This is a genomic window from Peribacillus sp. NPDC096622 (genome assembly GCF_044762665.1).
GTDB classification, from domain to species: Bacteria; Bacillota; Bacilli; order Bacillales; family DSM-1321; genus Peribacillus; species Peribacillus frigoritolerans_B.
On record NZ_JBIWES010000005.1, the window covers coordinates 266,385 to 281,678 of the forward strand.

Sequence of the window (15,294 nt, forward strand, 5' to 3'; positions counted from 1 at the left end):
CTCCTTTTTTTATCCTACGTGTGTTTCCAATTTAGATTTTATTTCAGGGATGCTCATCATGTTCTCCAGTGTGACGATCGTACGGGTTCCATCATCCAGCTGACCGACAATATCCGCCGCTCCCAGGAAAATATCAGCTTGAACCGTTTTTGCGGATGCCAGATCCGTATGATCCACCTCGGCCGTCTTCCCCATTTCCGTCAATGCTTTCTTCACATTCATCTCCATGATGAAACTGCTTCCCAATCCGTTTCCGCATACTACCATGATTTTCATTCCGCTTCCTCCTTCGAATATTTATGAACGTACTCCATAAGGACCGATTTATCTGAAGTGCTTAATATTTCTTCTATATTGGCTGGTTCATTCAATAATTGAGTGAGCTGGATCAATGCCCGCAGATGCGAATCGTTATCTACGGCCGCCAAAATGATAATCAGGCGAACCGGTTTATCCGGCGCAAAGTCCACGGCTTCATCCAATTTCAGCAAACTCATGGATAAAGACCTGACCCCCTGCTCCGGACGTGCATGGGGAATCGCCACTCCTGGCGTTATCACTACATATGGTCCATTCGTTTCTATCGCCTCGATCATGGCATCCACATATCGTTCTTCGACGGTACCTAAGTCCACGAGAGGCTTGGCCGCAACTTGAATGGCTTCCTTCCAATCGGAAACTTGCTGCTGTAATTGAATCGTTTGCATATTGAGCAGTTCTTCTAACACGGGCTTCTCCGCCTCCTTTAAAGAAAATTGGGTTATTTTTGGTGTATGGGTATACACATTCGACTTCAAAGCCTTTTCAAGCTGATCCTCTTCATGGATGGTTGCATACTTGGAAATGATCTTTAATAAAGCTGCAACATCCACACTTTCCGTCGTATATCCATACAATTCCTGCATGACCTGCTGGCGCAATGTATGTTTGTCCTGCATTTCCAAAATGGGCGGTACAACGAATAATGCCGCTTTTGTTCTCATATGCACCGTCGAGAAAACAAGATCGTAAGACAATGGGTATTCAGCCGCATTTCTAACGGACAGAACATCCAGGAATAAAATATCGGGAAATAATTCCCTCAATGTATAAATGAGGATATTGCTGATGCCAATACCATTCGGGCATACGACAATCGCCCGTTTTCGATCATCCAATGTGGTCCCTTGCCTGCGCAGCCATCCGCCAAAATAGATCGTGAAGTATGCCACTTCCTCTTCTGATACTGGACAGCCAATCTCTCTCTCCAACACCCAAAGGGATTTTTTCGTCAAATGATGCAGTTCGGGATATACCTTCTGCACCCGTCCCGTCATCGGATTCATTTGCGGGAGACCATACCGCAGTCGATGATATGCTGGTTTAAAATGAACGTATAATTGTTGGCATAGCTGCTCTTTGTCTTTCAGGTGAACAAATGCCAGCCTCTCGAACTCTTCCACGATTTCCTGCAAAAGGTGTTGAATGACTTCATCATCCTTAAGGGGGGAAATATCCTTCGTTCGATTCATGCTCAGTAAATGTAAGGTTGCGTATAAGTTTTCCGTTTCGCTCCATACTGATTGAAAGGCATTCGTTCTGGTCATTTCCTCAACCAGTTTGTATTCTTCCGTCGCAACAAACGGCGCCCAGCTCTGGTCGGCCTGTAACTCTTCCCCTTTTCCTATGAGCTGATCTGTACATAGAAATAAATAGCTCAGTTCATGAAGCCGTTCATCCGTAAAGGTGATGCCCAATTTACGTTCGGCCCTTTCAAGCTGTAACCGGATCGAGCTGATTTGCTTTTCATGATTTCCCCATATGCACTCCATGATCCATTCACTATTGGGACTGTTCAGTACATCATGCACAAGGCGTTCAATGATATACCTCTTTACTCGGCTTTCCCCAATCACCACGTAGCCATCTTGTTTGGAATACTGGATCTTGAGCGGTATGTCCCTGTTTTTCTCTTTAAGTCTTTTTAAATCCTTCAGCACCGTATTTCGCGAAAGCCCGGTGATCGTCTGGAAATGATAGACGGACAACTCCTCTGGGCTTAACAGGATCATGAGGTAAAAAACTTTTTCCCTATCTGTCTCTGAAAATATATAATTGCGTTTTGTCAGTTTTACATTCAATTCTTCATCCCTGATAGTTTCAGAAAAGGAGTAGCCCATTTCGCGATTATATTGAATCGGTTGATATCCATGAAATTGGAGCCAGTCATTCGCTTTGCTCAGACCATATTGAATTTGCCTTCTCGTCAGACCTGTTTGGGCTTCAAGTTCTTTCATTTTTGAAATGGGCGAATGCTGTAATAGTTTCAGTAAATTGGCGCTTCTTTCATCTAAAAACATTCTCAATCCCTCTCCCTGCTTCTACGATATCTCACTTCTTATTAAAAATGTATCGTTTCTAAGTCCGAATGTTGTCATAGGTACTGCACAATAATATACTCTATAAACATTTGTGCACAATACTGCACGTAATCAATTTTCCATACAGACTATATTTAGAAGGGATGTACTTTATACAGTTTGGAGCCGAAGTGAGGTCATGAGGCCAAGGTATAAAAGGGGTTCGAGGATGTAGCTGAGGTTTCGAATGATGAGGCGTTTTAAAGGGGCTAAACTTATCCTTCATCAAATCAAAATGAACGGGAAATCCACATTCACTTTTTAAAGAACCTCAAAAAGAAGTTCTAGTTTGATTTCAGAAATCCGATCCCTTTCCGCCGACTGTCTGCCAAGCCGCATCAAAGCAAGCGTCTGTGAGGTCTCGGCTAGCCAGTTATTCGGCAGGAGTGTCGCATATTTCTTCAATCCAATATGGTTTCGTCCCATATAAAACAATAAAAAAATCATGAAGGATAACGAAGTTTTGTTTTAAAAGATTGGAACAGGAGTGCGAGACTCCTGCGGGAAAAGCAAGTGCCTGGAGCGGACAAATTGTACCCATACTAAAAAACTGTAGGCAAACTCGATTTTCATCGAGCTTGCCTACAGTACGAGAGGGGACAAATGTCCCCTCCTTTATTCAATCGGTGCGTTTTTCTTTAGATCTGCTTGCTGAAATCGCGCTGAGCGCCTCTATAGCTTCCGATTATATTTTGATAACCTGGAAGCTGGCTGGATAGTAAAGCACCAAACCCTTCAACGTCATTGCGCCAATCACGTTGTAATTCGCACGCTACGCTAAACCAGTTCATAAGCTGTACACCGCCATGGGCCATACGCGATAATGCTGCATCAGCTACTTGTTTGCTGACTGTTCCAGAAGCATCAGTTACGGCAAATACTTCATAACCAGCGTTCAAAGCGGAAAGTGCCGGGAAAGCAACGCAGACATCTGTAACCACGCCCGCGATGATAAGTTGTTTTTTTCCAGTTTCTTCGATTGCTTTAACAAAGTCTTCATTATCCCATGCGTTAATTTGTCCAGGCCGAGCTATTTTTGGTGCGTGAGGAAAAAGTTCTTCCAATTCTTGCATGAGCGGTCCGTTTGGTCCGTTTTCAAAGCTTGTCGTTAAAATGACTGGTAAATCAAAAAACTTAGCGGTGTTGGCCAGGGCCATGACATTGTTTTTGAATTCATCAACACCATAATCACGCACTAGCCCGGAAATAAGACCGGTTTGATGATCCACCAGAAGAACGGCAGCATCATCTTTGGAAAGACGGGAATAGAGATCAGACATTTTTAAAGTCCTCCTTTTATTAAAAGCTATCGAAGAAAGTTCATATGTAGGGAAATCCCCCAACCCCTTCGTTGGTTCCAATCAGTTTATAACTTAACTGACTGTTGTTATAAGTTTATCTATAAACTTATAACCTGTCAATCATATATAATAAGAATCATTGATTATTAATTAATCTATAACTGGAGTGTGATCGATCCAATGAATGAATTGCTGTAAATACCGCTCAAGATAACGTTTTGTTTGATCGTCAGTAAGCACTTTCAGATCAGAATCAATCTTTGTATGTACTTGGGAAATCAACATTTTTTGAAATGGAAGAACATGTACTTGCATGGCTTCCAGTACTTGCCTGATTTGCATTTGAGCAAATGCAGTACCCATTCCACCAGGAGTAGCTCCAATCAGGCCAACTGGTTTTTTAGTAAGAACGGCGGACTCCCGAGGCCTTGATGCCCAGTCCAATGCATTTTTCAATACGCCCGGTATTCCGGAATTGTACTCTGGACTTACGATAATGATACCGTCAACGTCCTGGATGGCGGATTTAAATGATGTCACCGTTTCAGGAACCCCACTTACTTCCAAGTCTTCGTTAAACAACGGAAGATCATTAATTTCGATCCAGCGAAATTGATACGAATCAACCATATCTGTCAATGATTGAGCAATGATTCGATTATAAGAATTTTCCCGTAAACTGCCGCAAATAAGGCCGATGGTTCTGGTCATCTACTTCCCTCCCCGTTTGAAATCATCTCCTATAGTACCATAATATGACAAAAATTAAATAGTGACGTTATTCCTAATTACACGCTTGTATTTACTAAATTTGGCTTAACTTAATATTGGGTTAAAAGAACTTCATATAATGGATAAATAACATACTCTAAAGTTATATTGGATCGCCCTTCCATTTTTGGAATATTTCCAACATACTATAAACTATAAGGCGATTGGGGGAAGTGCAGAAATGGATGAAAAGAAAGTTACATGGTTAGAGCTCTTTTATGATTTGTTATTTGTGGCGGCCGTTGCGGGCGCCACTCATGTTTTACTGCATGTTGAAGATGGATATATCCATCCAGAGTATTTATTAAAGTTCGTGTTGATTTTTATTCCTATCTGGTGGGCATGGGTGGGGCAAACCATATTTATTAACCGGTTTGGAAAGGATGTATTTCATCAACGACTATTTTTGATATTACAAATGTTTTTTGTCCTAATCATGACCTCAAGCTTATCCGTTGATTTTGATCCTTATTATCTTTCTTTTTTAATTGGTTATATTGGATTGAGAGCCGTTACTGCCATCCAATATCTTGTTGTACAGCGGATAGAAGAAGGGTTTCGAAAAAAGGCAGCACTCTTTTTGGGAAGGTATTTTTGGATTGGAATCGTCATTTCATTATTCTCCGTCCTTTTTGATTCTTGGCTTCGTTATGCTGTGTTGTATTTGGGCATCCTGGTCGATATCATTGTCCCGATCCTTGGAAGAAAGTGCTTAGAAAAGGTTCCTACAAATACGGCCCACTTGTTGGAGCGCTTTGGTCTATTTACCATCATTCTCTTTGGGGAAGCTCTTGTCAGCACGCTTGCGGTCATTCAACCTAAACAAGGAAATTGGGATTCGATAGCCTTTTCCATCATTTCATTTGCCCTGATAATAGCCATGTGGTGGCAATATTTCGATAACATGGAGAAGAAAGTCGACAAGTCTGTACAATCTTCCGGCCAAATCATCATTTACGGTCATCTGTTTATTTTAATGTCTATAAGCATGATTGCAGCAGCCATCAGATTATTGTTTTTACATGAAGTCCATTATTCATTTATCCTATATTTTGTTTTCGGTTCCGTATTGCTCTATTTCATGTCAACCACGTTTGTTTTCCACCAATATAGACATAAGCACATGCAGTTGCAAATATATCATTTAGGGTTATTTTTAGGGATTTTAGCAGTCTTTTTTATTCTTAATTTGTTTGTCGGGGTACCAAATATTGTGATAATAGCCGAATTAACATTATTCTTTATCATTTATGCCAAACTAACGACTACATGATAAAGGAATCAAAGAAACCAGTATCAAATGATAATACTGGTTTCTTCGTATGAAGCTGGAAGTTTTTGCATTTGACACGCAATTGGTTTATTCATAAACTGATTGGAACAAAGAAAGTATGAGGTGACATTCATGAAAGAAAACACAACGAATCCCTCCACATCTAATAATGAGGAAAGACTAGGTTTAATGTTATGGTTCCGAATAACACGAATATATAACCAGAGTATCCGGGAATCCAATCAACATTTAAAGAAATGGAATCTATCGGCAGCCCAATTCGATATCTTGGTTCAAGTGGGTTCCCATGAACGATTGTCTCAGCAAGAACTGGCAAACAAGCTTTTTGTGACGAAAGGCAATATCACTCAACTATTAAGGAAAATGGAAGAGTTGGGATTGATTAAACGGGAGCAGGAATGGAAGACAAAGTACCTTTCATTGACTGAGGAAGGAAAAGAGTTTTTTCATGAAGTCGTTCCAAAACAAGAGCATTTTCAGGCATCACAGTTTGCCAACTTGAATGAGACGGAAAAACAGCAGCTTTTAGATTTACTTAGTAAAGTTCAAAAATAATAAAAACAGATCACCCCCGTTTGTCGCAGATCCGGATGCAGAACCTAAACGTCACACTGCATTTATGAAGGCATTCAATGAAACGGTGGCCAAACACCCTCAATTGGAATCCATGCTAATCCCAATCGGTGATGGGCTGACCCTTTCAAAAGTAATCGATCTAACTCACGAGTAAACTGCTCAATTTCACGAGTAAAAAGTGTTGAAACTCTCGAGGATATCGATCAAATTCACGTTTATATTGCCCAGACTTGAGTTTATCGCTCAATCTCTCGAGTAATGTGCGAATTCACGGGTAAACTGCTCAAACTCACGAGTAAAGTGCTGAAACTCTCGAGTAAAACTGCTTAATTCACGAGTAAAGTGTTGAAACTCTCGAGGATATCGATCTAACTCACGTTTATATTGCCCAGACTTGAGTTTATCGCTCAATCTCTCGAGTAATGTGCGAATTCACGGGTAAACTGCCCAAACTCACGAGTAAACTGCTGAAACTCTCGAGGATATCGATCAAATTCACGTGGATATCAACCAAACTTTCGTTTATATCGATCAAACTTTCATATATATCGCTCAAACTCACGATTTTATCGCCCAAATATCCTTTTCATGAAGAAAATTAAAATGAATTTCTATATTCTTGAATGAAAATGATTTTTATTATCAATAATAAAATGAAAGAAGGGTAACCAGTTGATGGTTACCCCCGATGTTTTAAATTTCTGGATCAAATGTTTTGCAATCCGTCTCTTTGCTATTTGATGCTTGTTTCCCTTTATGGCTGACAACATAAATAGCATCTGCACTGCATTTGTTTCCAGAATCCCAATATTTACAATTATTCACTTCACATAGAACATCTTTTGCCATCTTATCACACCTCCTCATTTGCTATCATTAACAAAGTTGGGGTTATTGATACTTTCCTTTTTCAGGTTTTGGTGTCTTAATTTTAATTGGGGGCATTGCAACGAACAAAAATCCGGGCAGCTTCCGCCCGGATTTTTTTATGTTTATGCTGATCTTTTCAATAGTTCTGCTTGAGGGATTTTCCAAAGCTCCCGCCATTTTTTCAAGGCGGCAACCAGAATGATCAAGCCTAGGATTAACATGGTGATCGATAATATTCCGTTCAAGATGCTGAATCCTGCAGAGGCCGGGTTCAGGTATACGTTTTTCACCATCCAGTACCCTGCTACATTAACTGTTACATATAAGTAGGCAAGGGGTACGAGGCATGTCCACATATACCAGCGCTTGTCGGCGATTTTCAAGACGACGGTCGCACCGATGATGAGTCCGATCGAAGCCATGAGCTGGTTGGATACGCCAAAGAGTGCCCAGATCGAACTGATGTCCCCAGAGTAAAGTAGATATCCCCAGATAAAGCAGGCTAATGCGCTGGCGAAGATGTTCCCCGGCAGCCAATCGACTCGTTTTAATGGTTTATAGAACTCCCCGAAGAAGTCCTGGATTAAGTAACGGGCAACACGTGTCCCTGAATCGATTGCGGTTAATATGAACACCGCCTCGAACATGATGACGAATTGGAAGAAAAACGAAGCCAGTTTGTCAAAGAAGGGTATTTCGGTGAAAATATAGGTCATGCCGACAGCAAGTGTAACTGCCCCGCCTGTCCGTCCTTCCAGATTAATGCCGATTTCTTCACTGAGTTCGTCAAGGTGTACGGTTTCCATACCCAATGTTTGAAATACTTCAGGTGTGGAGTTAATCGCAAAATAATCTCCTGGCTGCAGCGAAACCGCAGCAATCAATGCCATGATGGCAACGACACATTCCACAAGCATCGCTCCGAAACCAACGGATTTGATATCACTCCAACGGTTTAACATTTTTGGAGTTGTCCCAGATCCGACAAATGCATGGAATCCTGAAATCGCCCCACAGGCGATGGTTATTGAAATGAATGGCCACACAGGACCGGCTACAATCGGGCCACCGCCATTAATGAATTCGGTAAACGCAGGAAACTGGATTTCTGGATTCACTACGAAAACGCCGATAATCAATGCGGCAAATACACCGATTTTCATAAATGTACTTAAGTAATCACGAGGTGCCAGCAGCAGCCAAACAGGCAATGCTGCAGCGAAGAAAGCATAGATCGGCAAAATGATGGCAAGTGTGCTCGCTTCAAGTGTCAATAAGTCGCCAAGTGCCGTTCCTTGAATGTTCGGACCAAGTAAAATTGCGGCCATGATGAGCCCGAACCCGACGATGGTCGCCCCTTTCAGGTTGCCGGTTTTTTTATGGTAAAGCCCTACACCCATGGCGATCGGAATGGTGATCCCGACAGCAAAGGTCCCCCATGGATTATTTTCCAAAGCATGCAGAACGACCATTGAAAGTCCTGCCATCGTGATCGTGATGATAAAAAGCATCGCTAGTCCTGTACAGAATCCTGCTACAGGTCCAAGTTCTTCTTTCGCAACTTCCGAAAGGGATTTCCCGTCTTTGCGCATCGAGGCAAAAAGCACGACGGCATCATGGACGGCTCCCCCGATTACAGCCCCGATCAAAAGCCATAATAAACTTGGCAAATACCCGAATTGTGCAGCAAGGATCGGCCCCACCAAAGGACCAGCCGCTGCAATGGCTGCAAAATGGTGGCCGAATGCCACCCATTTATTTGTTGGAACATAATCTTTTCCATCTTCTAATTTATGGGCCGGAGTCGGCTTGGAATCATCAAGTTTTAATACTTTGAGTGCTATGAATGTCCCGTATAAACGGTAGGCAATCATTAATATACAAATGGAGCCTATGACAATTGTAACCGCATTCATATTTGAACCCCCTCTATTACTTACATCGTAAAAAAATGATATCACAATGTAAGCGAATTCAATGGGTTTTCAAGCTATAATGCAGATATCGAGGGATGGACTGCATTATGAAGAAGCTAAAATGCAGAATTATGAAAATTTTTAAAATCCGATAAGCTGCTTTAGCTCCTTCACATAAGTCCGGCTAACCGGGATGTTTGATCCGTCACTCATAATGAGATTATAAGTCGAGTTGAACCAAGGCTGTATTTCGGATATATGGATGACATTCACGATAAAACTGCGATGCACCCGTAAAAATGAGCGCTTATCGAGCTTCCTTTCAAGCACGATGAGAGGATCGCCGATTTTATATTCATTTTCCCCCGTTTTAATGATCGTCTTTCCTTCTATGAGTCCTATGAACAAAATATGATCCCGGTCGATCAAAACGATCCGATCATCTACCTCTACAGCCAATTTACCTGTCTGTTCCACCGCCGTTCTGCTGGCGGGAGCTGCTGTCCCGGATTCGCCTTTCCCGATTTGCCGCTGCTTCATGAACTTATCCAAAGTTTGACGTATCCTTTTTTCATTAAATGGCTTTAATAAATAATCAAAGGCATATAACTCGAAGGCTTGGAGGGCAAACTCATCATAAGCGGTCGCAAAAATGAGCGAAGGTGCGGGGTCAAGTTCCGCCAATTGCTTAGCCAGATGCAAACCATTGCCATCTGCAAGCTCAATGTCCAAAAAGACAAGTTCTGGTTTAAGGCGGGAGATATCCCTCATGGCATCTTCTATCCCCTCGGCCTCACCCACGATTTCAACTTGCCTGCTTCTCTTCAATAGATATTTCAATTCATCTCTTGCCAGTGGTTCATCCTCTACGATAAATGCTTTCATCATCGTTGCCATATGCTCCTTTTTCGTTGAGTGGTATTGATATTTTCACTTTTGTACCGTGTCCCGCTTCACTTTCGATCGAGAGGCTGGCCTGACCTTTATAAATCCCTTCCAGCCGTTCACTTATATTATGAAGGGCCGTTCCTGTACCCTCTGCCGATTCTACAGCATGTTTGCCCAATTCATCTATTCTCCCGCTTGAAATCCCTTTTCCGTTATCCTCCACAACAATGTGCATGGCATCTTCTTTAAAGTATGCGTTAATGATGATTTGACCTTTGTTTTTCACATGTGGAAATGCATGGTGTACCGCATTCTCAACAAGTGGCTGCAGCGTGAATGGTGGGATGAGAACTTCCTTAAGCCTTGGCTCAATGCGATAGTCGATATGATATTTATCTGGAAAACGCGCCTGCTCCAGTGATAAATAAGCGTTAACATGCTCTAATTCCTTTTCTAGCGGTACCAGTATTTGACGGGCACCTTGTAAATTAGAGCGAAAGAAGGAACTGAGCTTCTGCAATAAACTTCTTGCCTTCTCGACATCCGTCCGGCATAGAATGGATATCGTGTTGATTGCATTGAATAAAAAATGAGGATGGACCTGTGCTTGCAATGCCTTAATTTCAGCATCTTTCAATAATTTCGTTTGCATTTCCGCTTTCGCGAGTTCCAATTGAGTGGAAAATAGTTTGGCCAATCCTTCAGCTAGCTCTTGTTCCACTTGGCTTAATTTATCCGGATGCTTGAAATACATCTTCAAGGTCCCGACCGTTTTCTGTTGGACCTGCAGCGGCAGGACTACGGCCGCTTGCAATGGACATTGATCATGAAAACAATAAATGTCCTTTTTTGTTTTGGCCACGATGATTTTCCCTTGTTCAAGGGCTTTTTTCGTTAAGCCTGTCGCTATCCCAACCTTAGGGACATGGTGATCAGACGCAGCACCAACATGTGCAAGCACGCTATGTTCATTGGTAATGGCCACCGCATCGGCTTCAGTCAGCCCCAAGATGATTTGGGCTATTCTCTTGCATGAAGTTTGATTCAGACCTTGCCGGAAAAAAGGCAAAGTCTGATCCGCAATCAGGAACGCAAGATTGGTTTGCACCGCCCGCGTCCGTGCTTCTTCCCTTGTGATCGACTGAATGATGAGCATGAATAATAAAGTCCCGAACCCGTTGATGATGATCATGGGAAGCCCGATTACTTGTACGAGTTCCCACGCCCTTTCAAATGGTTTTGCCGTGATCAGGATGATGCCCATTTGGATCGCTTCCAATGCCATGCATATGGGAAGGGCAAACCAAGGGGTGATCGTCCCAATCTTTCGTCGCCTTTTCCCCAAAAAACCCGATAAAACCCCAGCCAAAATCGCAGCGATCGCACAAGCCCCCGCCGTAAAGCCCCCGAGAAAATAACGGTGAAGCCCTGCAATCAAACCTACTCCCAACCCAACAAAAGGTCCTCCCAGCAAACCGCCGATAGCCACGCCCATAATTCTTGTGTTGGCAATCGCGTTATCGGGAGCAATCTTAGCATGCCAATCACCCTCCGGCATGGCATGGTTCCCGATTTCGATTCCTGTATAGTTACTTATGATGCCGAATGTTCCAAAAAGTGCGATAAACATGATTTTCTTCGACATTTCATGTTCATGGCCTATCATTTGCCGAAATGGTTTCATATAAGAAAGCAGGAATGCAGCAATTACGATGATCCCCACTTTTTCAAACAGCGACGGTAATAAATCAACCAAAGCATTCACCCCATTTCTGGCTTTTTCATTCATCTTACACCAGCCATGAAATCCTTGTCGAATTTTGTTTTTTCGATTCCAAGAACACGGAAAAAAACAGCGGGACCATATCGGAGAAAAAGCTAGAGGCGGCAGAACTATTAGATAGGCGCAGGGGACAATAAAATGCTGTGTCCCGGCATGATTCAATCTAAAAAAAAGCCTATAAATACCAAGGCTTTTTCAATAGGAGGAAATCATTTTATCCGATTGACCAAAGACAGTAATTGAATTATTCATTAACATCCTTTGGCCGCCTTTGAAATAGAACGCTTTTTTTTCAATATTCCCATCACTAACAATAACACGGGGAGAAGAAAACAAATGGTTAAGGAAAAGGGCGTCCATGCTTTTACAGTAAAGTTTTGACTATGTACTGTATTTGGATGTGTAATGATGGAAAAGGCAAAAATTAAAATGGCTAATGGGAAATGAAGAATTTTGTGATTTTTCAATCCCAGTACTTGAGCTAACCCCAGAGACAGTCCATAATAACAAATCGTTAGCTTGAAATACACGGAAAGAATCCAAATGAAGGCTACAGTGACTTCAATACGTTCCAAAAAACCACCAACACTCATCCTCTTTCCTAATCTATAAGAAGGATGGTTTTGTAGGGCGGTTATATCAATACCCAAAACGAGGATAGAGAAAATAATCACTAATAATAGAATGAAGCCTCCTAATAATGTTCCTCGATAAAAGTTCTTTTTCATTTTATCCTTTTCATTTACATAGGGCATGATCATTAAAAAGAAAACGAGCTGTACATACGGGAGCGCTAAAGTGTGATAGGAGCCCTTAATAATCGGTTTCATGCCTTCTTCAAAAATAGGTTGAATATGTACTAATTTGATTTCAGGGATAAGAAGTAAAAATAACATGAAAAGCATGAATACTATCCAAGGAAAAAAGATCAATGCAGTCCGGCTGATGACTTCCAATCCTAATCGTACACCGATTATGCATGTCAATAAAAAAAGAATCATAATCATTTCGATAGGTGTTCCAACCAAAATTTGTGTCGTTGAAAAACTCCCTATTTCATACAATAAAGCAGATAAAAGGTACAAAATATAAAAAAGAAAGAGCAGTGCCGAAACTTTCCCAACCCATTTCCCCAATATTTTTTCATTAACTTCGACATAAGTCTTAGAAGGATGAATCGAGGCTAATTTATTATATAAGAAAACAAAACACAAACTGACGAGAGTAGTTATTATATAGGAAATCCAGGCATCCTGCTTTGCCAAATTGACAAGCAGCGCAGGTACATTAAGTATCGAACCTCCTATCGTAAATATTATGACCAATATAAGAAATTCCCCTGAGCTAATTTTGCCTTTCTCGAGCATGATCAGTAAATACCCCCTAAGACAGAATCCGTTCCATGAAAGATACGAAGGGATTATAAATTTTTGTTATCCAGTCTAAGGGATTAGGAATGGTAACATCTTTAATTAATAAAATACTCAACGTCATACCAACTAAAAGCAATAGAATGAAGGCAGAGATTTCCCTCCAGCATTTATTTTTAAAAAGTTGAGGTATTTCAAAATATGAAATAATAGCTCCAGTAAACACGGTTCCAATGATCGCCCACATTGATCTTTACTCCTCGACTTCTTTTTGAAAGGATTTTGTTATGGTGCCCAAATTGCGATTCTTTCTTTAACGGTTACATTCACTTCCAAATCTCCGAATTGATATCCACCTTCTGTTTTACCAATTCCCAAGGCAGTAACGATGGCAAGTTCATTCAACTCATTGCTGCCCCAACAGCCGGGCAGACATATGAACGTTACGGTTATGTTTTCACCCTTGATGAAAATATATCCATTTAAATGAAATAATTTGTAATGAATTCCTTAAAGCTTCTGTCCCACTAAGTTCTGCTTATCAGCTATTTCTTTATCTTTGAAACCTTGAGTTATATTCTTGATTATCCGCAATTCAACTTTATGTAGTGGTTCCCGTTGAAGAAGGAAAAGGTGTGCAATCAGCATCATAAATCTACACATATATAACAATCAAAAAACAGCAGTAAAAAACACTAATAAATTTAATCCCATTTCTTTTCTACGAAATGGGATTTTTTATGCTTATTCGAAATATGTTACGTATTAAAGAAGTGAAATTCCTATTGTATAGGAAGGATAAAGCTTATATTATGTTAAAATTTAAAGGAATGGTATTATTATTGCGCGTAATTATTGGGTGATAAACTGTTAAACTCCATGCGAACTTGAATCATTTGTTTATGCCTTCAGTTTTCAAGTGAAGTTTTAAATAACAAAGTAAATAAGGCGGAGGCGATTAATGTGTTGGTAGTTACCACAGAAAAAATTGAAGGTTACAAAATTATAGAAGTAAAAGGACCTGCCTTTGGTCTAATTGTAAGAAGCAGAGGGATTGGCGGCGATATCATGGCAGGGTTAAAATCCCTAGTAGGCGGAGAGATCAAGCAATATACAGCTATGCTTGAAGATTCAAGAAAAGAAGCTATGGACCGTATGATAAAAAATGCCAATGAAATGGGTGCAAACGCAATTATAATGATGAGATATGATTCTGGGGAAATCGGTACAAATATGAGCGAAATTGTTGCATATGGAACCGCCGTCATTGTGGAGAAAATATAATGAAATTCATCATAGGGTACTATATATTACAAATTATTATAGTTATCTTATGCATATTACTTGGATACTTTATCTATGATAAACGGTTTAAACGCAATCACGGTGTAAAAGTCCCTGATGGATTTCAATCGACAGATGAAATGAATATAGACCCTGTGACTGGAGAAAAAACAAGGGTGTATTATAATCCTGATACGGGTGAACGCTTTTATAAAAAAGAAAAATAATAAATAAAAAGCCACGTTTCTATACAAAACGTGGCTTTTTGTTGTTTCTACTGTAACGGGACCCCTTGCAACCATACAAGGGGTTTTAATAACAAAATTATTTTTCCATTACAGGCTTATAGTGCCCTGGTATGCTTTGGGCTGAAATGGCCAATCGGTTCCAGCCGTTGATTGTGATGATTATGGTAATGAGATCGATATATTGTTTTTCATCAAAATGAAGGCGGACCCTATCATACAGTTCATCAGGTACACCGTTTGCTGAAATGGCCGTGACCGCTTCCGTCAATTCCAGCGCTGCCCTTTCCGAATCAGAATAGAATGGTGTTTCACGCCAAGCACTCAAACAGTAAATTCTTTGTTCCGTTTCACCCATTGCCCGGGCATCCTTTGTGTGCATATCCAAGCAGTACGCACAGCCATTGATTTGAGACGCGCGAATTTTAATCAATTCGATTAATGTGCTATCGATTCCCGTTGTTTTCTTGTACTCCTCCAATCCCATCATTAATTTGACCACTTCACGATTTGTCTTCATGTAGTTAATCCGTTGTTCCATGTCTATCTCCTCCATTAAATCTTTTTCGGTTCCACTTATAAGACAAAATAGAGGTT

Annotated in this window: 15 protein-coding genes and 1 pseudogene; 5 read left to right on the top strand and 11 right to left on the bottom strand. The window is 40.9% G+C overall.

Annotation, left to right across the window (positions count from 1 at the left end; translation table 11 throughout):
- Nucleotides 1-9 precede the first annotated feature (9 nt).
- The 5 genes from ACIQYG_RS12390 to ACIQYG_RS12410 all read right to left on the bottom strand — a co-directional run bounded on the left by ACIQYG_RS12390 (nucleotide 10) and on the right by ACIQYG_RS12410 (nucleotide 4,411).
- Entirely contained in the window at nucleotides 10-276 is a 267-nt protein-coding gene (locus ACIQYG_RS12390) for a PTS sugar transporter subunit IIB (RefSeq protein ID WP_133350450.1), read from the bottom strand.
- Nucleotides 273-2,339, bottom strand: a complete 2,067-nt coding sequence (locus tag ACIQYG_RS12395) for a BglG family transcription antiterminator (RefSeq protein WP_402838371.1) — start codon at nucleotides 2,337-2,339, stop codon at nucleotides 273-275. The genes ACIQYG_RS12390 and ACIQYG_RS12395 overlap by 4 nt, the downstream gene beginning before the upstream one ends.
- 321 nt (nucleotides 2,340-2,660) lie before the next feature.
- Nucleotides 2,661-2,834 carry a hypothetical protein gene (locus tag ACIQYG_RS12400; RefSeq protein ID WP_402838372.1) on the bottom strand — a complete coding sequence of 58 codons (174 nt, stop codon included), beginning with the start codon at nucleotides 2,832-2,834 and terminating at the stop codon, nucleotides 2,661-2,663.
- 203 nt (nucleotides 2,835-3,037) lie between these two features.
- Nucleotides 3,038-3,679: an isochorismate family cysteine hydrolase YcaC gene (ycaC, locus tag ACIQYG_RS12405; protein ID WP_402838374.1), complete on the bottom strand. Its 642-nt coding sequence runs from the start codon at nucleotides 3,677-3,679 to the stop codon at nucleotides 3,038-3,040.
- A gap of 171 nt (nucleotides 3,680-3,850) precedes the next feature.
- The gene (locus ACIQYG_RS12410) at nucleotides 3,851-4,411 is read right to left on the bottom strand and encodes an NADPH-dependent FMN reductase (protein WP_402838375.1); all 561 of its coding nucleotides are present in this window, start codon (nucleotides 4,409-4,411) and stop codon (nucleotides 3,851-3,853) included.
- Between the two features lie 241 nt (nucleotides 4,412-4,652).
- Between ACIQYG_RS12410 and ACIQYG_RS12415 the strand changes: the two genes are divergently transcribed.
- The 3 genes and pseudogenes from ACIQYG_RS12415 to ACIQYG_RS12425 form a co-directional block, all read left to right on the top strand.
- Nucleotides 4,653-5,744 carry a low temperature requirement protein A gene (locus ACIQYG_RS12415; RefSeq protein ID WP_402838377.1) on the top strand — a complete coding sequence of 364 codons (1,092 nt, stop codon included), beginning with the start codon at nucleotides 4,653-4,655 and terminating at the stop codon, nucleotides 5,742-5,744.
- A 132-nt stretch (nucleotides 5,745-5,876) separates the two neighbouring features.
- Nucleotides 5,877-6,320, top strand: coding sequence for a MarR family winged helix-turn-helix transcriptional regulator (locus ACIQYG_RS12420; RefSeq protein ID WP_089363027.1), 444 nt, complete (start codon nucleotides 5,877-5,879; stop codon nucleotides 6,318-6,320).
- A gap of 22 nt (nucleotides 6,321-6,342) precedes the next feature.
- Nucleotides 6,343-6,495 (top strand): annotated as a pseudogene (locus tag ACIQYG_RS12425) (hypothetical protein); the annotation flags it as partial.
- Between the two features lie 539 nt (nucleotides 6,496-7,034).
- On the opposite strand, the gene ACIQYG_RS12430 reads toward ACIQYG_RS12425, so the two are convergent.
- The 5 genes from ACIQYG_RS12430 to ACIQYG_RS12450 form a co-directional block, all read right to left on the bottom strand.
- Nucleotides 7,035-7,190, bottom strand: a complete 156-nt coding sequence (locus ACIQYG_RS12430; RefSeq protein ID WP_065421101.1) for a DUF1540 domain-containing protein — start codon at nucleotides 7,188-7,190, stop codon at nucleotides 7,035-7,037.
- Nucleotides 7,191-7,333: 143 nt separating this feature from the next.
- A complete protein-coding gene (gene cstA, locus ACIQYG_RS12435) occupies nucleotides 7,334-9,127 on the bottom strand; it encodes a carbon starvation protein CstA (protein WP_402838380.1) in 1,794 nt (597 codons plus the stop codon).
- Between the two features lie 141 nt (nucleotides 9,128-9,268).
- A complete protein-coding gene (locus tag ACIQYG_RS12440) occupies nucleotides 9,269-10,015 on the bottom strand; it encodes a LytR/AlgR family response regulator transcription factor (RefSeq protein ID WP_402838382.1) in 747 nt (248 codons plus the stop codon).
- Nucleotides 9,987-11,804, bottom strand: coding sequence for a LytS/YhcK type 5TM receptor domain-containing protein (locus ACIQYG_RS12445; protein ID WP_402838384.1), 1,818 nt, complete (start codon nucleotides 11,802-11,804; stop codon nucleotides 9,987-9,989). Before ACIQYG_RS12445 ends, ACIQYG_RS12440 begins: the two co-directional genes overlap by 29 nt.
- 245 nt (nucleotides 11,805-12,049) lie before the next feature.
- Entirely contained in the window at nucleotides 12,050-13,165 is a 1,116-nt protein-coding gene (locus ACIQYG_RS12450; RefSeq protein WP_402838386.1) for a GerAB/ArcD/ProY family transporter, read from the bottom strand.
- 966 nt (nucleotides 13,166-14,131) lie between these two features.
- On the opposite strand from ACIQYG_RS12450, the gene ACIQYG_RS12455 reads away from it, so the two are divergent.
- Together ACIQYG_RS12455 and ACIQYG_RS12460 are read left to right on the top strand one after the other, a co-directional pair.
- Nucleotides 14,132-14,452, top strand: a complete 321-nt coding sequence (locus ACIQYG_RS12455; RefSeq protein WP_402838388.1) for a YbjQ family protein — start codon at nucleotides 14,132-14,134, stop codon at nucleotides 14,450-14,452.
- Nucleotides 14,452-14,679, top strand: a complete 228-nt coding sequence (locus ACIQYG_RS12460) for a hypothetical protein (RefSeq protein ID WP_402838390.1) — start codon at nucleotides 14,452-14,454, stop codon at nucleotides 14,677-14,679. Before ACIQYG_RS12455 ends, ACIQYG_RS12460 begins: the two co-directional genes overlap by 1 nt.
- Nucleotides 14,680-14,776: 97 nt before the next feature.
- On the opposite strand, the gene ACIQYG_RS12465 is transcribed toward ACIQYG_RS12460, so the two are convergent.
- Nucleotides 14,777-15,238, bottom strand: coding sequence for a carboxymuconolactone decarboxylase family protein (locus tag ACIQYG_RS12465; protein ID WP_402838392.1), 462 nt, complete (start codon nucleotides 15,236-15,238; stop codon nucleotides 14,777-14,779).
- Between the last annotated feature and the right edge of the window lie 56 nt (nucleotides 15,239-15,294).